This is a genomic window from Arthrobacter sp. Soil763, assembly GCF_001428365.1.
Classification (GTDB): Bacteria; Actinomycetota; Actinomycetes; order Actinomycetales; family Micrococcaceae; genus Arthrobacter.
In genome coordinates this window covers 582713-602001 of record NZ_LMSH01000002.1, presented here as the reverse complement: position 1 = coordinate 602001, position 19289 = coordinate 582713, and the positions used below count along the sequence as shown (strand labels likewise).

Annotated in this window: 21 protein-coding genes; 18 read left to right on the top strand and 3 right to left on the bottom strand. The window is 67.6% G+C overall.

Annotation, left to right across the window (positions count from 1 at the left end):
• The first annotated feature begins 71 nt into the window (after positions 1-71).
• The 17 genes from ASG71_RS06460 to ASG71_RS06380 all read left to right on the top strand — a co-directional run bounded on the left by ASG71_RS06460 (position 72) and on the right by ASG71_RS06380 (position 15104).
• Positions 72-281 (top strand): Flp family type IVb pilin, encoded by a 210-nt coding sequence (locus ASG71_RS06460; protein ID WP_056737843.1) that lies wholly within the window; start codon positions 72-74, stop codon positions 279-281.
• A 142-nt stretch (positions 282-423) separates the two neighbouring features.
• Positions 424-822, top strand: coding sequence for a TadE/TadG family type IV pilus assembly protein (locus tag ASG71_RS06455; RefSeq protein WP_056737842.1), 399 nt, complete (start codon positions 424-426; stop codon positions 820-822).
• The gene (locus ASG71_RS06450) at positions 810-1826 is read left to right on the top strand and encodes a pilus assembly protein TadG-related protein (RefSeq protein ID WP_056737841.1); all 1017 of its coding nucleotides are present in this window, start codon (positions 810-812) and stop codon (positions 1824-1826) included. Before ASG71_RS06455 ends, ASG71_RS06450 begins: the two co-directional genes overlap by 13 nt.
• A gap of 153 nt (positions 1827-1979) precedes the next feature.
• A complete protein-coding gene (locus ASG71_RS06445; RefSeq protein ID WP_235563944.1) occupies positions 1980-2633 on the top strand; it encodes an RcpC/CpaB family pilus assembly protein in 654 nt (217 codons plus the stop codon).
• Entirely contained in the window at positions 2630-3832 is a 1203-nt protein-coding gene (locus ASG71_RS06440) for an AAA family ATPase (protein ID WP_056737839.1), read from the top strand. The genes ASG71_RS06445 and ASG71_RS06440 overlap by 4 nt, the downstream gene beginning before the upstream one ends.
• Positions 3829-5298 carry a CpaF family protein gene (locus ASG71_RS06435; protein WP_056737838.1) on the top strand — a complete coding sequence of 490 codons (1470 nt, stop codon included), beginning with the start codon at positions 3829-3831 and terminating at the stop codon, positions 5296-5298. The genes ASG71_RS06440 and ASG71_RS06435 overlap by 4 nt, the downstream gene beginning before the upstream one ends.
• 2 nt (positions 5299-5300) lie before the next feature.
• Positions 5301-6248, top strand: a complete 948-nt coding sequence (locus tag ASG71_RS06430) for a type II secretion system F family protein (protein WP_056737837.1) — start codon at positions 5301-5303, stop codon at positions 6246-6248.
• Between the two features lie 13 nt (positions 6249-6261).
• Positions 6262-7143, top strand: coding sequence for a type II secretion system F family protein (locus ASG71_RS06425; protein ID WP_056737836.1), 882 nt, complete (start codon positions 6262-6264; stop codon positions 7141-7143).
• 277 nt (positions 7144-7420) lie between these two features.
• Positions 7421-7660 carry a Flp family type IVb pilin gene (locus ASG71_RS06420; RefSeq protein ID WP_056737835.1) on the top strand — a complete coding sequence of 80 codons (240 nt, stop codon included), beginning with the start codon at positions 7421-7423 and terminating at the stop codon, positions 7658-7660.
• A gap of 102 nt (positions 7661-7762) precedes the next feature.
• Positions 7763-8137, top strand: coding sequence for a TadE/TadG family type IV pilus assembly protein (locus tag ASG71_RS06415; protein ID WP_056737834.1), 375 nt, complete (start codon positions 7763-7765; stop codon positions 8135-8137).
• Positions 8125-9162, top strand: a complete 1038-nt coding sequence (locus ASG71_RS06410; protein ID WP_056737833.1) for a TadE/TadG family type IV pilus assembly protein — start codon at positions 8125-8127, stop codon at positions 9160-9162. Before ASG71_RS06415 ends, ASG71_RS06410 begins: the two co-directional genes overlap by 13 nt.
• 42 nt (positions 9163-9204) lie before the next feature.
• Positions 9205-9966 (top strand): Flp pilus assembly protein CpaB, encoded by a 762-nt coding sequence (locus ASG71_RS06405; protein WP_056737832.1) that lies wholly within the window; start codon positions 9205-9207, stop codon positions 9964-9966.
• A complete protein-coding gene (locus ASG71_RS06400; RefSeq protein ID WP_056737831.1) occupies positions 9963-11156 on the top strand; it encodes an AAA family ATPase in 1194 nt (397 codons plus the stop codon). The genes ASG71_RS06405 and ASG71_RS06400 overlap by 4 nt, the downstream gene beginning before the upstream one ends.
• The gene (locus tag ASG71_RS06395) at positions 11157-12680 is read left to right on the top strand and encodes a CpaF family protein (protein WP_056737830.1); all 1524 of its coding nucleotides are present in this window, start codon (positions 11157-11159) and stop codon (positions 12678-12680) included.
• Positions 12681-12687: 7 nt separating this feature from the next.
• A complete protein-coding gene (locus ASG71_RS06390; RefSeq protein ID WP_056737829.1) occupies positions 12688-13620 on the top strand; it encodes a type II secretion system F family protein in 933 nt (310 codons plus the stop codon).
• Between the two features lie 6 nt (positions 13621-13626).
• Complete coding sequence (locus tag ASG71_RS06385) at positions 13627-14508, top strand: type II secretion system F family protein (protein WP_056737828.1); 882 nt, start codon at positions 13627-13629, stop codon at positions 14506-14508.
• A gap of 143 nt (positions 14509-14651) precedes the next feature.
• Positions 14652-15104, top strand: coding sequence for an Hpt domain-containing protein (locus ASG71_RS06380; protein ID WP_056737827.1), 453 nt, complete (start codon positions 14652-14654; stop codon positions 15102-15104).
• On the opposite strand, the gene ASG71_RS06375 is transcribed toward ASG71_RS06380, so the two are convergent.
• Positions 15101-15862, bottom strand: coding sequence for a response regulator transcription factor (locus ASG71_RS06375; RefSeq protein ID WP_056737826.1), 762 nt, complete (start codon positions 15860-15862; stop codon positions 15101-15103). The two genes, ASG71_RS06380 and ASG71_RS06375, sit on opposite strands and share 4 nt — an antisense overlap.
• Positions 15863-16021: 159 nt before the next feature.
• On the opposite strand from ASG71_RS06375, the gene ASG71_RS06370 reads away from it, so the two are divergent.
• Complete coding sequence (locus ASG71_RS06370; protein WP_235563943.1) at positions 16022-17713, top strand: sensor histidine kinase; 1692 nt, start codon at positions 16022-16024, stop codon at positions 17711-17713.
• A gap of 22 nt (positions 17714-17735) precedes the next feature.
• Here the strand turns inward: ASG71_RS06370 and ASG71_RS06365 are convergent, their stop codons facing one another.
• Positions 17736-18626 (bottom strand): tRNA pseudouridine synthase A, encoded by an 891-nt coding sequence (locus ASG71_RS06365; RefSeq protein WP_200947946.1) that lies wholly within the window; start codon positions 18624-18626, stop codon positions 17736-17738.
• Between the two features lie 30 nt (positions 18627-18656).
• Positions 18657-19238, bottom strand: coding sequence for a 50S ribosomal protein L17 (gene rplQ, locus ASG71_RS06360; protein WP_056737825.1), 582 nt, complete (start codon positions 19236-19238; stop codon positions 18657-18659).
• Positions 19239-19289 lie beyond the last annotated feature (51 nt).

Below are 19289 nucleotides of genomic sequence, written 5' to 3'. Positions count from 1 at the left end.
AGGGGGTTAGCAATAAGGGGATTTGCTGGAATTCCGTAGTTCATTCAAAACTCTGGAAAAGGATTAATTCAATGACTGGTCTCATGGTTTCAATGCTCGCGTTCGTCGCCGGCGTCAAGGACAAGTTCGAATCCGAAAAGGGCGCCACCGCAACGGAATACTCGCTGCTCGTCGCCTTCATCGCGTTCCTGGTCATCGGCGGGGCCACTCTGTTCGGGCAGTCGCTCAGCAACTGGTTCACGGCTCTGGCAAACGAGGTCAACACCTGGCGCGCTCCGTAGCGAACCGCCTGGCGGCCGGAGGTCTCCCGGCCGGGGTCTCTGCACCACCCGATGTGCCGCGTCCGCCAAGCGCGGACGCGGCACACGTGTTCCTTGATTGATTTTTCTCAACACCAGCTGCATCGATCCCTGGGGGGAAGCAATGAAGCGCAGCACTGCACGGCCACCGGCCACCGGCCGGTCGGAGCGGGGGGCCGCCGCCGTCGAGTTCGCCCTCGTCGCACCTGTCCTGCTGGCCTTGGTGGGCGGCATCGTCGAGTTTTCTCACGCCTACAACCTGCAGATCTCGGTCACTCAGGCCGCCCGCGAGGCGGCCCGCACCATGGCCATCGAGAACGACCAGGCTCTCGCCCGGACCGCCGCCATCGCCGGGGCCCCCGGCCTGAATCCCGGCTCCTTCACCTTCGCCTTTGCTCCGGGCGCCTGCGCCGAGGGGCTGACCGCGAATGTCACCGTCACCTATACCGCCAACACCCTTACCGGACTGTTGGGCGGCACGCTGACCATGACCGGCGTAGGAGCCATGCGATGCGGCGGCTGATCGACAAACGCGAGAAGGAGCGCGGCGCCGCCGGCGTCCTGGTCGCGGTCATGATGCTGGTCCTCATCGGGGCCGGCGCCATGGCGGTGGACGTCGGCCAGATCTATGCCGAACGGGCCCAACTACAGAACGCCGCGGATGCAGGGGCCATGGCTGCCGCACAGCAGTGCCACCGTGCGCCGGGCGATTGCACGGCACAGGCTCTTACCTGGGCCCAGGACATGACCGCCGGAAACTCCAACGATGGCGCCACGACGGTGGACTCCGTGGACCTTGCCGTGCCGGGCCAGGTCACCGTAGCCACGTCCACCCGCAACGGAACCAGCGGTGCCGGCTTCCTCACCCAACTGTTCGCCAGTGCGCTGAACGCTCCCCCGGTGACGGTCGGGGCCCGCGCCACTGCCGTGATCGAACCGCTCGGCGGAGCGACGGCGTTTCCCTTGGCCATCTCTGATTGCCAGTACGACCTCTCCGGCGCGGAGGAGAGCGGCGATATCCAGCTGATCAAGTACAAGCCCGGCACCGGAACCTGCACGTCCACCTCTGGGCACGTCATTCCTGGCGGCTTCGGCTGGCTGGATGATGGCGGGGCCTGCACGGCCACCACCGACTCCGGGGACATCGCCAGTACCGACACCGGCGCGAGCTTCCCGGGCAGCTGCACCGCGATTGTCACCGCCTGGCGGGACACAATCCTCGCCGGCGGCACCGTGGAGGCGACGGTCCCGGTCTATGACGACGCCGGCGGCACCGGCCACGGCGGGTGGTTCCACATCCGCGGCTACGCGACCTTCAAGATCATCGGCTGGGCTTTCTCCGGCGGAGGGACGCCGGAGGTCTTCCGGGCAACGATGCCCTGGGTCGGCACTCCCGCCAATGCCTGCACCGGAAGCTGCCGGGGCATCATCGGCCAATTCATCCGCTTCGAATCCATCGGCGAGGTAGGGGGAACCCCGGGTACCGGCCCGGACCTCGGAACAGTGAATATCCGGCTCATCAAATAGCAATATTTCTAAGGGGTAGAAATGAAAACACGCCTGCTGGGGGGCATCGCCGCACTTATTGTGGCTATTATTGGAACTGTCTTATTGGTCTCTTATGTACAGAATGCTGATAAACGTGCAATGGCCGGGACGGAAACGGAAACAGTTTATGTCGTGCAGCAGGCCATCCCGGCCGGCGCAACGGCGGATAAGATTGCCTCCTCCGTTACCAGGAAAGAAGTACCGAAGGCCGCACTGGCCAGCAACACAGTCACGGACCTCGCTTCGCTTGGCTCAAAGGTCGCAGCCGTCACCCTGGTACCCGGCGAGCAGCTGCTCTCCAGCCGCATGGTGGACGAACAGTCGTTCCTCGGCCCCTCCAGGGTCCAGGTCCCTGCTGGACTGCAGGAAATCACCCTGAAACTCCCGATCGAACGGGTGGCTGGCGGGAAGGTGAACGCCGGTGACACTGTCGGCGTCTTCCTCTCCCTGGAATCAGTCTCCGCCGGAGCGAACGGGCAGAAGGTGAGCAAGACGCAGCTGAGCTTCCACAAGGTCCTGGTCACCGCGGCCCAGTTCAGTGACGGCGCTGCCGCGCAGACCGCCGCCGGGACAGCCGGCACCACCCAGGCCGCGTCGACGACGGGCAGCACCAGCACCAAGGTCCCGAGCGACCGCACCTATCTGATCACCATCGCCCGCAACGCAGCTGACGCCGAGCGGATTGTGTTCGCCGCAGAGTTTGGAAAGGTCTACCTCTCCAAGGAGCCGCAGAACGCGGCCGAAACCGGTGCCAGCTACGTGGATCCGTCGAGGTTGTTCCGATGAGCCGCTTCGTTCTGATCACGCCCAACGCCGACTTCGAGCGGCTGGTACGGCTCGCCGTCAGCGGCATGCACGGCGAACTCCACGCCTTCAAAGCCGACTACCTGCCGGAGGGTCCGGCCGACATCATGCGTCAGATGGTCGGCGAGCCCCCCGAGGTCCTGATCCTTGGGCCAGGCGTCCCCGTGGCCGACTCGCTGAAGCTGGCCGCTGTGGTGGACCTGCAGTACCCGGAGATCAGCGTTGTCCTGGCCGTCACGGCAGACCCGGAGACAGTGGTCCAGGCAATGCGCGCCGGCGTGCGCGATCTGCTGGATCCCGGAGCAGACCCGGACACTATCCGGGTCATGCTCGAGCGGGCCAGCCTTGCCGCCGCCGGCAGGCGCCGCGGACTCGGCCCGCAGGCCACCGAACACGCCGACCACGGCGCCGGGCGGGTCATTGCCGTGATGTCACCCAAGGGCGGCGTCGGCAAAACCACCGTCGCCACCAACATCGCGGTTGGGCTGGGCAAGAGCGCCCCGATGGGCGTGGTGATTGTCGATCTCGACCTGCAGTTCGGCGACGTGGCCAGCGGTTTGCTGCTGGAACCGGAATTCACCATCACCGACGCTGTCATGGGAGCGGCCAGTCAGGACTCCATGGTGCTGAAAACCTACCTGACCGTCCACCCGGCCGGTATCTATGCCCTGTGCGCCCCGCGCACGCCGGTGGAAATGGACCGGATCAGCGCGGCTCACGTCTCCCACCTGCTGGAGCAGTTGCGGAAGGAGTTCCGCTACGTCGTGGTTGATACCGCCCCCGGGCTGGGCGAGCATGTCCTGGCCACGCTGGAACAGGCCACCGATGCAGTCTGGATCTGCGGGATGGACGTCCCCAGCATCAGGGGAATGCGGACCGGCTTCGGAATTCTTGACGAGCTCAACCTGGTCCCGGCCCACCGGCACATCGTGCTGAACATGGCGGACCGGCGCGCGGGGCTGACTCTGAAGGATGTCGAGGCCACCGTGGGCGCCCCGGTGGACGTGGTTCTGCCGCGGTCCCGGACGTTGCCGTTCTCGACCAACAAGGGGGTGCCCGTCCTCCAGGACGGCAGCCGGGACGCCGCGCTGAAAGGCCTGCGCCAACTGGTTGAACGCTTCAAGCCGGAGTGGGACGCCCGACCGCACAAGCAACTGCACCGAAGGGCGGTAGTCCAGTGAGCCTCACCGATCGTTTCCAGCAGCTGCGCGGAGGCACCCCCGCTCCGCCCCGGACGACCCCCGGCGAGGACGTCTTCGCCTCTTACGCCCCACCGGTCACCCTGGGGCGGATCCTCGAGGCGAAGACCGCCGCAGGGGCACAGCCGGGGTTCGACGACCTCCAGCAGACCGACGCTGTCGCCAGTGAGGCGCTGACCGCCCTCAAGGAACGTGCCAGCCAGGCACTCTTCGAACGGCTCGGATCGCGCATCACGGATTCCTCGGTCGACGAAACGGAGCTCCACCAGACGGTCAAGGACGAGCTTAAAGCGGTCGTCGATGAGGAGCAGATTCCGCTCACTTCGGTCGAGCGGCAGCGGCTGATCCGGGAGATTATCGACGACGTGCTGGGCCACGGCCCGATCCAGCGCTTCCTGGACGACCCCACAGTCACCGAGGTCATGGTCAACCGCTTCAACCAGATCTACGTGGAACGCCAGGGGCAGCTCCAGCTCACGGACGCGAAGTTCACCTCGGACGACGCTCTGCGGCGGGTCATCGAGCGGATCGTTTCCAACGTCGGGCGCCGCATTGACGAGTCCTCCCCCTTGGTGGATGCCCGGCTGTCGGACGGTTCGCGCGTCAACGCCATCATCCCGCCGCTGGCCGTCAACGGCGCCGCCTTGACCATCCGGAAGTTCGGCCGCGATCCGCTGACCGTCCACGACCTCATTTCGATGGGCAGCCTCTCGCCAGAGATGGCGGAGCTGTTGCAGGCCTGCGTGCAGGCCCGGCTGAACATCATCGTTTCGGGCGGTACGGGCACCGGCAAGACCACACTGCTGAACGTCCTGTCCTCCTTCATTCCGGGCGCTGACCGGATCGTGACCATCGAGGACGCTGTGGAACTGCAGCTGCAGCAGGATCACGTGGTCAGGCTGGAGAGCCGGCCGCCGAACATCGAGGGGAAGGGCGAAATCTCCATCCGTGACCTCGTGCGCAACTCGCTGCGCATGCGGCCGGACCGCATCGTCGTCGGCGAAGTCCGCGGCGGTGAATGCCTGGACATGCTGCAGGCCATGAACACCGGACATGACGGCTCCATCTCCACCGTCCACGCGAACTCCCCCCGGGACGCCATTGCCCGGCTGGAAACGTTGGTGCTGATGGCCGGCATGGACTTGCCCCTGCGCGCTATCCGGGAACAAGTGGCCTCGGCCGTGAACCTGATCGTGCACATCTCCCGCCTGCGGGACGGATCGCGCCGGGTCACCCACATCACGGAGGTCCAGGGCATGGAAGGGGACATCGTCACCCTCCAGGACGCGTTCGTGTTCGACTACTCAGCCGGCGTCGATGCCCAGGGCCGCTTCCTCGGCAAGCCCATCCCCACCGGCGTTCGGCCCCGCTTCACGGACCGCTTCGCCGAACTCGGCATTGCGATTTCACCGGCCGTGTTCGGTGCCGGCCCCGTCAGGGGGCGGTGACCATGCTGGAGCAGTCGCCGCTCGCCTTCGTCGCCGGGCTGGTCCTGGCTTATGCGTCCCTGGCCATCCTGGTCGGCGTCGTACTCAAGTCAGAGTCGGTGCCGTTGTCGCGGCGCCGCCCCGACGCCGTCCATGTCCCTTCCTCCGGCCTTACCCGGCTCACGGACCAGGCCGTCAGCACCCTGAACCAAGGGCTGCGGAGCCGGGGCCCGGGTTTCCTGAGCCGCGAGAAGCTCGACAGCGCCGGACTGAAGAAGCAGCCCGGGGACTACCTCCTGATGGCCGGTGCGTTCACTTTCGTGGCGGCGGTGCTGGGGTTCCTCCTCGCCGGGCCTGCTTTGGCGGTCCTGCTGGCGGTTGTGACCCCGGTAGGCCTGGTTTTGTTGCTCAACTTTCTGGCCGCCAGGCGGCGGAAGAAGTTCGACGAACAGGTGCCCGACTCGCTGCAGATGTTGGCCGGTGGCCTCCGGGCGGGCCACAGCCTCCTGCGGTCGGTAGATGCCGCAGCCGAGGAGTCGGAAGCCCCCATGAAGGAGGAGCTCAACCGGGTTGTCAACGAAACGCGGATCGGCAGGGACCTCGGCGAAGCTCTCGCTGACGTCTCGCGGCGGACCGACAATGAGGACTTCGCCTCCATCACGCGGGCCATTGAGATCCACCGGGAAGTGGGCGGCGACCTCGCCCAGGTCCTCGACCACGTGGGCGAGACCATCCGGGACCGCAATCAGGTCCGGGGCCAGGTCAGGGCCCTGAGCGCGGAGGGACGGATGTCCGCCATCGTCCTCATGGCGCTGCCTGTCCTGATGTTCACGGTGCTGACTCTTTTCAACCCGCTGTACTCGAAAGTTTTCCTAACGACTCTCCCGGGCTACCTGATGATCGCTGCAGCCCTGCTCCTGCTGGCAGCCGGTGGCTTCTGGCTCAGCCGACTCATCAAGCCGAAGTTCTGAGGAAGGAGACACCGTGCAAACCATTGCTTATGCAGCAATCCTGGCAGTTGTCGCCCCGCTGTCGATCATGACCTGGCTCGCGTTCACCGGGGACCGGGCCGGATTGCGCAACGTGCAAGCGAACCTCGGCCGCGGCCCGCAGGACGCCGGTTCGGCCCTGTCCGCTTCGGGCCAGTTCGCGGCCCTGACCCGGAAGATAACGCCCAAGGGATACACCGCTTGGCTGGACAAGCAGCTCGCCGGCGCGGGTCGGCCCAAGGAGTGGCCGCTCGGCCGCGTCATCATGGTCAAGCCCCTGCTGGCCCTTGCCGGGGCAATGCTCGGCATCTTCGTCGTGGCCGGAAAGCCCACCACCGGCAACGTCCTCCTCATGGTCGCCGTGACCGCGCTCGCCTACTTTGTCCCGGACATTCTCCTTCGGAATCACGCCCAAAAGCGTCGCCAGCGGATCAAGCTTGACCTGCCGGACGCGCTGGACCAGATGCTCATCTCGGTCCAGGCCGGGCTGGGCTTCGAAACCGCCATGGCCCGGGCCGGTCAGAACGGAAACGGCCCGCTGGCCGAGGAACTGATCCGGACATTGCAGGACATCCAGGTGGGCCGTTCCCGCAAGGAAGCGTACCTGGCGATGTCCCAGCGCGTGGACGTGCCGGATCTGCGGTCCTTCGTCCGCGCCGTGGTCCAGGCCGATGCATACGGAATCGCGATCGCGAACGTGTTGAACGCCCAGGCGAAGGATATGCGCACGAAACGCCGCCAGCGGGCCGAAGAACACGCCATGAAGATGCCGGTCAAGATGCTGTTTCCGCTGATCTTCACGATCCTGCCGACCCTGTTCATCGTGGTGCTGGGCCCGACCGTGATGAGCATCGCGGAGGTTTTCACCAATAAATAACCCGCGGCCCGCCTTCGGGCCGCCCCTAGACCGGACCCCCTTGGTACCCAGAGCCAAGGGGGTCCTCCTATGTCCGGACCCCCGGTACGATCCGCGGCTTCCCGGCGCCGGAGCGGGCCTGAGCGCAGGATCTGCGCAGGGAAAGGACAGGAAAGGGACAGTTTAGGAAGCCTTGGCACAGGATGAGCGAAAAACGGATTGACGGCGTGTCGGCCGTTGCTAAGTTCCTTTCAGTGCTGGTGCAGGGCCAGCCGCCCAACTCGCTCAGGAGTCACCAATGCGTTCCTTCTTCTCCACCATCGCAAACCGCCTTCGCCGCGACCAGCGCGGCGCGACCGCCGTCGAATACGGCATCATGGTCTCCCTCATCGCCGTCGTCATCATCGTCGCGGTCACCATGCTCGGCGGAAACTTGAAGTCCACGTTCGACAACGTCGCGTGCAGCGTCAAGGGTGGCACCATGTCCGCCGCGACCACGGTCGACGGTACGACTACACCCGGTACCTGCTCTAAGTAGTACTCCCGCGATCCACCAGAGAGGGTTGGGGAAGGCTCCGGCCTTTCCCAACCCTCGCTGGTTCCCGCGCCATTCCACAGCGCTCCCAGAGAGGCGGTCCCCATGTCCAAGACAAACGAGCGGGGCGCCGTCGCCGTGGAGTTCGCCCTTCTGGCGCCGGTCCTGATCATGGTCCTGCTGGGAATCATGGAGTTTGGCCGCGCCTACAACGTACAGATATCGCTTTCAAGCGCCGCCCGGGAGGGCGTCCGGGTGATGGCCATTAACAACAGCGCCTCCGCGGCGCGCACGGCGGTGAAGAACGCAACAGCCGGCTTGCAGCCGGCCCTCACGGACTCGAACATCACGGTCGGGCCAACCCCGTGCACCTCCGGCGCCCAGGTGACGGTCAAGATCACCTACACCCTCTCCACGATGACCGGCATCGCCGGACCGTTCCCGATGGAAGGCAAAGGAGTCATGCTGTGCGGCGGCTAGGCAGTCCTGTTGCCGGCGGTGACCGCGAGCGCGGCGGCATCGCCGTCGTCGTAGCCATCCTCATGGTCGCCCTGCTCGGGTTTGCTGCCCTCGCCGTCGACGTCGGCATGCTCTACGCGGAGCGCACCCAGCTGCGCAACGGCTCGGACGCGGCCGCCCTGGCCGTCGCGCAAAAGTGTGCCAAAGACATCAACGACGCTGACTGCTCGGCCGCCTCCACCCTCGCGCGAGGGCTCGCCAACGGCAACGCCGGCGACGGCGCGAGCAACGTCGCCGCGCTGCTGCTTGACAAGGCTAACCGCACCGTCACGGTTACCGCCGGAGCCCAGGAACCGGGCAAGACGCCGAACCAGGTTTCGCTGTTCCTCGCCCGGGCGATGGGCATCAACTCCACAGATGTGCTGGCCACCTCAGCCGTCACGTGGGGCAGTCCGGTGAAGGGGCCAACGGCGTTTCCCGTCGCCTTCTCCGTCTGCCAGGTTCGCGGACACGTCGACGGCAGCCTCCAGTTGCTGCAGAACCACGGCAGCAACGCCAACCCGGACTGCAACTACGGGCCCTCCGGCGCGCCCGTCGAGGGCGGTTTCGGCTGGCTGGTCAGCGACCCCGGCGTATGCGGTGGCCTGATCGACCTTGCGGTGAGCGAGGGCGGCAGCGACCCCGGCAACAGCTCCCCCGCCAACTGCGCGGCCACGCTGAACCGCTGGGCCTCCGACCTCACGGCCGGCAAAGAGGTCGTCGTGCTGCTCCCGGTCTTTGACCGCGTGACGGGCACCGGCAACGGCGCCGTTTATGGCCTGACGTCCTTCGCCGCCTTCAAGGTGGCGGGCTGGAAGTTCAGCGGCAACAGCACCCTGCCCGATGCCTTCCGGAACACCGCGCCCACCGTCCCGTCCTCCGTGGCGTGCGACGGCAATTGCCGCGGCATCATCGGGAGTTTCATCAAGTACGTCTCCCTGGCCGACGGATTCACCCTCGGCCCCGTCGACGCCAACGGCGCCACGATCGTTCGACTCACCCAATAACACTTTGTACCCGCAGTCCCCCAACCGGTTCAGGAGCAGTTTTTGAAGTCACGCTTATTGGCAGGGCTGGCCGCCGTCGTGCTGGCCATCCTCGGTGCCATCCTCGTTGTCAGCTACGCCCAGGGCGCCGACACCCGTGCCGTTCAGAACCTCCAACCAGTCACTGTCCTCGTGGTGCAGCGGGCTGTCCCGGCCGGCACCCCGGTGGAAACGCTTAAGGCTTTTGTCACCAGCCAGGAACTCCCCGACAAGGCCGTCTCCGCTTCAGCGCTGAAGACCCTGGACAAGGAGGCCGGCAAGGTCACCGCCGTCGACCTGGTGCCCGGCGAGCAGCTCGTGGCCGAGCGGCTGGTGGAGCCGAAGGAACTTAAGGCCAGTGGATCCGTGCAGGTCCCCAAGGGATTGCAGGAGGTGTCCTTCCAGCTCGAACCCCAGCGCGTCGTCGGCGGTCGTCTGGCACCGGGCGACCACGTGGGGGTCTTCATCAACCTCAAGGAAGGCGGGCTGGAGGCCAAACCGGAGAAGTCGACCACGCAGTTGACGGTTCACAAGGCCCTCGTGACAGCGGTCCAGCGCGCACCCGTGGCAACACCCAAAGCAGCGTCGGACGGGTCCACGGAGCCGACGGAGGACACCTCGCTCCCCACCGGGATGCTGATCGTCACTGTCGCCGTCAACGACGTCGACGCCGCCAAGATCGTCTACGCCGCCGAGTTCGAGAAGTTGTGGCTCAGCCGCGAGCCCCTCGACGCAAAGGACAGCGGCCGGCCCGGCATCATCACCAAACCGGAGGTCTACAAGTGAGCCGCTTTGTCCTCATCACCCCCAACACCGATTTCGACGCGCGGCTCCGGCAGGCGGTTGCAGGCGGCCTGCCGGGCGGCGTCCAGACCTTCGCGTACATCAATCCCGCCGATCCCGGCGAACTTTTCGCCAACCTCAACCAGGAGCGGCCCGAGGTCCTGATCCTGGGCCCGGACATCCCCGTGGAGGACGCCCTGCGGCTCGCCACGGTCTTCGACGTCCAGCTGCCCGAGCTCAGCGTGATCCTGGTCGGGGAGCCCGACCCGGACTTTGTGCTCCTGGCGATGCGCGCCGGCATCCGGGACATCCTCAGCCCCGGCTCGGACCCGGCCCAGATCAGGGTGCTGCTGGAACGTGCGTGTCAGTCTTACGCCAGCCGCACCCGGGCCACGGCCGTCCAGCAGCCGGACAAGAGCCCCAAGGGCCTGGTCATCGGCGTCTTCTCGCCCAAGGGCGGGGTGGGCAAGACCACCATCGCCACCAACATAGCCATCGGCCTGGGCCAGGTCGCCCCGATGGGCGTCGTGATCGTGGACCTGGATCTGCAGTTCGGCGACGTCGCATCCGGGCTGTACCTGAACCCGGAGCACACCGTCACTGACGCCGTCTCGGCCTCGGCCAGCCAGGACTCGCTGGTACTCAAGGCCTTCCTTACCGTGCACCCGAGCAGCATCTACGCCCTCTGCGCTCCCCGGACCCCCGTGGAAGCCGACGACATCACTCCCCAGCAGGTCAGCCGGCTGCTGGAACAGCTCGCCGAGCAGTTCCAGTACGTCGTCGTCGACACCGCCCCCGGCCTCCCCGAGGTGGGCCTGGCCGCGATGGAGCAGTGCACCGACGTCGTCTGGGTCAGTGGCATGGACGTGCCCAGCATCCGGGGACTGCGCTCCGGACTAGAGATCCTGCGCCGGCTGGACCTGCTCCCCGAGACCCGCCACGTGGTGCTGAACATGGCCGACGCCAAGTCCGGGCTCAGCGTCCAGGACGTTGAGGCAACGATCGGCGCACCGGTGGACGTGAGCATTCCGCGGTCCAAGGCTGTGGCGTACTCCACGAACCGGGGCATCCCGGTCCTGCAGGACGGCCGCCGCGACCCCGCGGTGAAGGGGCTGCGGCAGCTCGTGACGCGCTTTGACCCGGCCTGGCGGGCCAGTGCCCAGAAGAAGCTGCACCGACGGGTGGTGGTGTAAGTGAAGCTCTCCGAGCGCCTTTCCGCCGCGGAGACCGGCGCGCCGACGCAGCCAACTCGGCCGGCGCCGCCGTCGCGGGCCACAACGGTGACGACGGCGGCCGCCCAGGCACCCGCGCCCGCCTCAGCCGCGGACGCAGCAACTGCCAACCGGCAGCGCCCCGAGCCTTCGCGCCTGGCCGCGGCCGCGCCGTCGTTCCCCGATACCCACGATGCCCGTGCCAGGGCCCAGCACCCGGTCGACGCCTTCGCGGCGCTGAAGGAACGCGCCGCCACCGCCCTGTTCGAACGGATGGGCACGCGGTTCAGCGACTCCGCGGTCAAGGAAGAAGAACTGCGCGCCACGGCACGCGATGAACTGATCCGCATCATTGACGCCGAACAGGTACCGCTGTCCACCGAGGAGCGCACCCGGCTGGTCCGCGATGTCGCCGACGACGTGCTCGGTTACGGTCCGCTCCAGCGGCTGCTGGACGATCCGGCGGTCACCGAGATCATGGTCAACCGGATGGACCAGATCTACGTAGAACGAAAGGGCCAGCTCACCCTGACCGACTCGCGGTTCAGCTCCGAGGACCACCTGCGCAAGGTGATCGAGCGGATCGTGTCCAAGGTGGGCCGCCGGATCGATGAGTCCTCACCGCTGGTCGACGCCCGGCTCGAGGACGGCTCGCGCGTTAACGCGGTCATCCCGCCGCTCGCCGTCGGCGGCTCCTCGCTGACCATCCGCAAGTTCAGCAAGGTCCCCCTGACCGTCCGCAACCTGATCGACTTCGGCACGCTGACCCCGGAGATGGCCGAGCTGCTCAACGCCTGCGTCCGGGCCAAGCTGAACATCATCGTCTCCGGCGGCACTGGCACCGGCAAGACCACACTGCTGAACGTGCTGTCGTCCTTCCTGCCGCACGATGAACGCATCGTCACCATCGAGGACGCGGTCGAGCTGCAGATCCAGCAGGAACATGTGGTGCGGCTCGAAAGCCGGCCGCCGAACACGGAAGGCAAGGGCGAGGTCACGATCCGGGACCTGCTGCGGAACTCGCTGCGCATGCGCCCGGACCGGATCGTCGTCGGCGAGGTCCGCGGGGGGGAGTCGCTGGACATGCTCCAGGCCATGAACACCGGCCATGACGGTTCGCTGTCGACCGTGCACTCGAACTCGCCGCGCGACGCCGTCGCCCGCCTTGAAACGCTGGTGCTGATGGCCGGGATGGACTTGCCCCTGCGCGCGATCCGTGAGCAGATCGCGTCCGCCGTGAACCTGATCGTCCAGATCTCCCGGCTGCGGGACGGGACGCGGCGCATCACCCATGTGACCGAGGTGCAGGGCATGGAAGGCGACATCGTCACCCTCCAGGACGCCTTCGTGTTCGATTATTCCGCCGGTGTCGACGCCCATGGCCGTTTCCTGGGCAGGCCCGTGGCGACGGGGATCCGGCCGCGGTTCATCGACCGCTTCGAGGACATGGGCATTTACGTGTCCCCGAACGTCTTCGCGGCGCCCGCCCCGGCCGGCAGGGCGTGATCCGGCCATGAACCTCACCCTCGGCACCGCCTTCCTGGCCGCTGCGCTGCTGCTGTTCACCGTCGCCGTCCTCGCACCGGGAGCCGCACGCGTTCCCTTGGACCGGCGCCGACCCGTCGAGGTTTCGCCTGATTCCTCGCTCAGCCGCGTCGCCGGCTCGGCGGTCCAGCTGGCGGACACCTTCTTCGCACGGCGGAAGATCCGGCTCTTCAACCGGGAGGCGCTGGAACAGGCCGGCCTGCGCCTAGGACAGGGCGACTTTTACGTGCTGCTGCTGGTCGGCGCGTTCGTCGGCGCCCTCGCCGGCTTCGTCGTCGGCGGCCCGCTGCTTGCCTTCCTGCTGGTGCTGCTGGCGCCGGTAGCCGGCCATCTCGTCCTCACGGTCCTCGCGGGCAAGCGCCGCGCCAAGTTCGACGAGCAACTCGGCGACACCCTGCAACTGCTCTCCGGCGGCCTGCGCGCCGGGCACAGCATCCTGCGGGCCATCGACGCCGCCGGCAGCGAATCGCAGAGCCCCACGGCCGAAGAGATGCGCCGCGTCATTACCGAAACCTCACTGGGCCGGGACCTGTTGGCCTCGCTCAACGACACCGCCGAACGGATGCGGAACGAGGACTTCGTCTGGGTTGCCCAGGCCATCCAGATCAACCGCGAAGTGGGCGGCAACCTTGCCGAGGTGCTGGACCAGGTGAACGAAACCATCCGCGAGCGCAGCGAGATCAAAGGCCACATCAGGTCCCTCGCCGCCGAAGGGAAGTTCTCCGCATACATCCTGATGGCCATGCCGGTGGGAATCGTCCTCATGCTGATGCTGGTCAATCCCGGCTACATGAACGTCATGTTCACCAACCCGCTGGGCTGGGGCATGATCGCGGCCTCCGTGATCCTGATGACGATCGGCGGCCTGTGGATGCGCAAGATCATCGACTTGAAATTCTGAGGCGCCATGAGTCCCCTGATCCTTTCCGCATTGCTCCTGATCTGCATGCCGACGGCGTACTTCACCTGGTCCCTGCTCTCCGTGGACCGGAAATCCCAACGGGCCATCCGGCAGATGCTGCGGCAGGGCACCGGTCCCGCCGAGGCCGCCGCACCCCGGCAGTCGGCCCTGCTGGACCGGGTCGGCTACGCGCTGACGCCCCCGGCCTACGCGCGGAAACTCGACCGGCTGCTGTCCCTGGCCGGCCGCCCGGCCTCGCTCCCCCTCGGCCGCGTGCTGGCTGCCAAGCCGTTGCTGGGACTCGCCGGAGCGCTGCTTGGCCTGTGGCTGGCCGGCACCCCGGCACCGGTGTTAAAGCTCGTGGGCCTGTTCGTGATGCTGCTGGGCTACTTCATCCCCGACCTGCTGCTCTACAGCAAGGGCCAGGAACGGCAGAAGCTCATGCAGCTGGAACTGGCCAACACCCTGGACCAGATGCTGATTTCGGTCGAAGCGGGCCTTGGTTTTGAAGGTGCCATGGCACGGGCCGGCGAGAACGGCAAGGGGCCGCTGGCCGAGGAACTGGTCCGCACCCTGCAGGACATGCAGGTGGGAAGGAGCCGCCGCGAGTCCTACCAGGCCCTGGCCGAACGAACCAGCATCCCGGAGCTGCGCAGCTTCGTCCAGGCCGTCGTGCAGGCCGACACCTACGGCATTGCGATCAGCAGGGTGCTGCGGATCCAGGCCAAGGTGATGCGCGTCAAGCGACGGCAGCGCGCCGAGGAGAAGGCCATGAAGCTGCCCGTCACCATCCTGTTTCCGCTGCTCTTCTTCATCTTCCCGGTGCTCTTCATCGCGATCCTGGGACCTGCGGTCATCAACGCCATCAACACCTTCAGCGGCCAGTAATGACAACCCCGGAAACCGCCAAAACGGCCGCCGAAACCGCCTCCAAAAGACCGGCAGATATCGGGCGGAAGGATAGCCGCAGGGTTTCCGCAGGATCCCCCGCCGCCTCCGGCACGGGTTCGAAGAGCGGGTACCGTAGTGGCATGTCTCTTTTAGCTGCCTGCCCCGACGAGGGGAACGCCGGCCCCGTATCCGCCACCGTTTCACCCGCGGGCGCAGGCGCGCCGGCGGCGGCAGAAACGGCGCCCCTGGTGGACCCGGCCGCCCTGCAGGAGCTGGGCGAGCAGGTCAACAGCGCCGCACTGGCCAAGGGGTTCGCCCGGGACTTCTCGCAGATGTGGGAGCAGCGCTACGGTTCCCTCGCCGACGCCCTGGACCGCCGCGAGCAGGGGGCAGCCCTCGACGCCGTGCTGAGCCTGAAAACGTCCTCGTCGATGGTCGGCGGCCTGCGGCTGGCCGGGCTCGCCGGCGAACTTGAAGAGGCGATCCGGCGCGGGGACCTGGAGCACGCCGCCTCCCGGCTGCCCGAGCTCGCTGCCCGCGGCGGGGAAACCGTGGCGGAGCTGGAGTTCAGCTACATCCTCTGGGACGGCTAGGACCGCTCCGGCGCCAGCCGGTAGCCCACGCCGCGTACGGTCTGCAACCAGCGCGGCTGCACCGGGTCCTCCTGCAGCTTTCTCCGCAGGTTGCCGATGTGCACCTCAACGGCACGTTCATCAGATTCGCTGATGTAGGCATCGGCGCGGTAGTACTCCCCGCGCACCACCCGTACCAGTTCCGTCTTGGACCGGACCGCTCCGGCGCCCTTGAGCAGCGCATGCAGGAGGTCGAACTCGCTGCGGGTCAGGGCGAGCGCTTCGCCGTCGACTGCCACGGAGCGCATGTCCGGGTTGAGCGCCAGTCCGTTGTGGCGCAGCACGTTGTCCGGGGCGGCGTCCGCCTGCGGCCGCTGTGCGGCGCTGCCCGGGGCGACCTGCCCCGGCCGCCGGGGCCGGCGCATCATCGCAGCCACCCGGGCCCTGAGTTCGCGCGGCCGGAACGGTTTGGTAAGGAAGTCATCCGCCCCGGTGTGCAGCGCGGTCAGGGTGTCGAGCTCGTCGGTGCGCGCGGTCAACATGACGATATACGCGTCACTGAACTGCCGGATCCGCCGCAGCACTTCGAAGCCGTCAATGTCGGGCAGGCCAACATCCAGCGTGACCACGCTGGCGTCCCGTTGCCGGACGACGTCAACGCCCTCCCGGCCCTCGGCGGCGGAATGGACCTCGAAACCGGCCTGCCGCAGTACGCCCTCCACCAGGTTGCGCACATCCGCATCGTCCTCAACGACGACGGCCACCCCTAGGTCAGTCATGCCACCCTCACATCCGATGCTGCACACGTTCTGTCACCTTACCCGCGCCAGGACACCATTTCGGGGTACGGCGCAGTAACACCGCCAACACTAGTATGTTTTGTGTCAACTTGACGTGACAGGGATGTAAACTCCAGTTGCGAGGAAGGGGCTGGCGCAGTGGATGAATGGCGGTTGGGCCGCGGCGCGGGCATGGCCCGCCGGGTGGCAGACCTGCCCCCGCGTTTCCGTGTGCTGGCGCGCCAGGCGCCGCTGACTCTGCTCTTCGCCGCCGGCCTGGCCGCGGCCCCGCCCGCCTGGACCCTGCACGTGGACACCGCTTGGGGCCAGGCCGCCCTCGCCCTTCATGCCGCGCTCCTGCTCTCCTCCGCATTCATCCCGTGGCAGCGCCTCGCCCGCTCGGCCCCGCTGGTGATCCCCTTCCTGGACCTGGCCGCTATCGGGCTCAGCCGGGCCGCGGCAGCAGAGGAACTCCCCGGCCTCGGCGTGCTGACCGTGCTTCCCATCGTCTGGATCGCGGCCTCCCGGCTTTCCCCGGCGGTGGTGGTCGCAACCGGATTCCTTGGGCCCGTGCTGGCCGGACTGCCGTGGATCCTGTCCGCCCCCGCGGGGGAAGCCGGGAAACGGATCCCCACCATCCTCCTTCTTGCCCTGATGACTGCGGCGGTCTCGCTCGCCATCCAGGTCGGCCGCGCGCAACTGCGGCGCCAGCAGGCCAAGATCGCGGCCAAGGAAGCCCAGCTGCAGGCCCTGCTCGCGCAGAGCCGGGAACGCGAACGGCTGCTGAACACCATCCTGGACACGGTCGACGTCGGTATTGTCGCCGTCGGAGCGGACGGACGGCGCCTGCTCACCAACAGCTGGCAGTCCCGGCTCGAGGCGTCCGCCGCCCCGGCTGTCCCCGCAGCGGACGGTGCTGCCGGGGACCAGGTGGGGGAAGCGAACCTGCTGCTGACCGGCCTGGACCGGTCAACGCCGCTGCCCGTCGACCGGCGCCCGCTCCGCCGCGCGCTGGAGGGCGGGCCCTTCGCCGACCACCTGGTCTGCTTTGGGACGCCGCCCGGGAGTCGCGTCGTCTCCACCGCCGCGCAGCCGCTGCGCAACGACGACGGCGGCTTCCATGGCGCCGTCGTCGTTTACAACGAGGTGACCGGCCTGGTCAACGCCCTCGCCGCCAAGGAGGACGTCGTCGCGACCGTCTCACACGAGTTCAGGACCCCGCTGACCTCCATCATCGGCAACCTCGACCTGGTCCTGGGCGAGGAGCTGCCGCAGGCGGTGCTGCGCCGGCTCGAGGTGGCGCAGCGGAACGCCGAGCGCCTGCTGGCGCTCGTCTCGGACCTGCTGATGTCGGCCAGCGCCGCCGTTCACGTCCAGCCGCGCCGCACGGACCTCGCCGGGCTGGTCGAGGCCAGCCTCGGCTCGGCCCAGGCCCACGCCCACTGCGCCGGGGTGTCCCTGGCAATGGACGTGCCGGCGCCGCTGTGGGCGAACGTTGACCCGCTGCGGATCAGCCAGGCCCTTGACAACCTTGTCTCCAACGCCATCAAGTACTCCCCCGACGGGGGCGCGGTGACCGTCTCGGCGCGGGCGTGCGACGGGCGGCTGCTGTTACGGGTGCAGGACTCCGGCATCGGGATGACCGCCGCGGACGCGGAGAAGGTGTTCACCAGGTTCTTCCGCAGTCCGGCAGTCCGTGACGGCGCCATCCCGGGCGCCGGGCTCGGCCTGTCCATCACCAAAGCGATCGTGGAAGGCCACGGCGGTTCGATCAGCTGCAGCACGCGGCCGGGCCGCGGCAGCACCTTCACGGTCGAACTGCCTGCGGACGGCACGCCGCCCGCGTTCTAGGGCACAGCGGCCGGCGGAAGGGCTAGACCCGGCGCGCCCTGGTCAGTTCGGCGCGTGCCAGCAGGCCCTCCGCAGACGGATAGGCCACCTCTTCCAGGACCAGGGGGTGCGGGGCAGCGAGCACGGACCGGGCGTCCCGCTGCCGGGCGATCAGCCGCTCGTACAGCCAGCCGGGAGGTTCCGCCCCGGCTCCGACGTAGAGGGCCGAACCGACGAGCGAGCGGACCATGTTGTGGCAGAAAGCGTCCGCCTGGACGGTGGCGACGATAACGCCGTCGGCGCCGCGGGAGAAGTCGAACCGCTGCAGTTCCCGGATGGTCGTGGCGCCCTCGCGGGGTTTGCAGTAGCTCCGGAAGTCCTGCAGCCCCAGGAGGCGGGAGGCGCCCTCGTTCAACAGCGCCGTATCGAGTTGCTCCTTGTGCCAGAGGGTCGAGTGCCGGCCAAGCGGGTCCCAGAGCGCCGGGCCGTCCGCGATCCGGTAGCTGTAGCGGCGCCAGAGCGCCGAGAAACGCGCATCGAATCCTTCCGGTGCCAGCGCGGCGCCGTGGACCTCGACCGCGCCGCCCAGATTTCCGAGTACCCGGCCCAGTGCTCCGCGGAGCCGCCGGAGCAGCGACGACGCCGGGTCAAGGGCGGAGCTGCGGCCCAGCCCCAGCCACTCCGCCTCGCTCAGGTCCAGGTGGACCACCTGGCCGCGGGCGTGCACACCGGCGTCGGTGCGGCCCGCAACGGTCACCCGGACCGGCCGGCGGATCAGCAGCGCGAGGGCTTCCTCCAGGGCTCCCTGCACGGTGCGGAGCCCGGGCTGCAGGGCCCAGCCGTTGAACGGGCCGCCGTCGTAGGACAGGTCCAAACGGATACGCAAAAACCCGCCGCCCCCCAAATCGGGGGCAGCGGGTTTGAGCTCGTTCATAGACCTAAGTCTATAAGAACGCGGTGGGAACTACTTGGCGTCCTTCTCGGACTCCGCGGCAGCTTCCTCGGCGGCCGGAGCCTCTTCGGTTGCAGCGGCTTCGGTCTCAGCGGCCTCAGCCTCGGGAGCCTCTTCGGTCTCGGCGGCTTCGGTCTCGGCGACCGGAGCTGCTTCAGCCTTGTCGGCGTCCTTCTTCTCGGCATCGCGCTGTGCAGCGGAGGTAGCCTCGGCTACGACGGCCTGCTTGGCGGAAACCGGCTCAAGGACCAGTTCGATAACAGCCATGGGAGCGTTGTCGCCCTTGCGGTTGCCGATCTTGGTGATGCGGGTGTAGCCGCCGTCGCGGTTCTCGACTGCCTGGGCGATGTCGGTGAACAGCTCGTGGACGACGCCCTTGTTGCTGATCAGGCCGAGCACGCGGCGGCGGGAAGCCAGGTCGCCGCGCTTGGCGAAGGTCACCAGACGCTCTGCGTAGGGCTTCAGTCGCTTGGCCTTGGTCACCGTGGTGGTGATCCGCTTGTGCTCGAACAGTGCGGCTGCCAGGTTCGCGAGCATGAGACGCTCGTGAGCCGGGCCGCCACCGAGGCGCGGACCCTTAGTGGGGGTAGGCATAACTATTTCTCCTCATATGGAAGCCGGCGGGCTGTGCACGCTGCGGTGCGT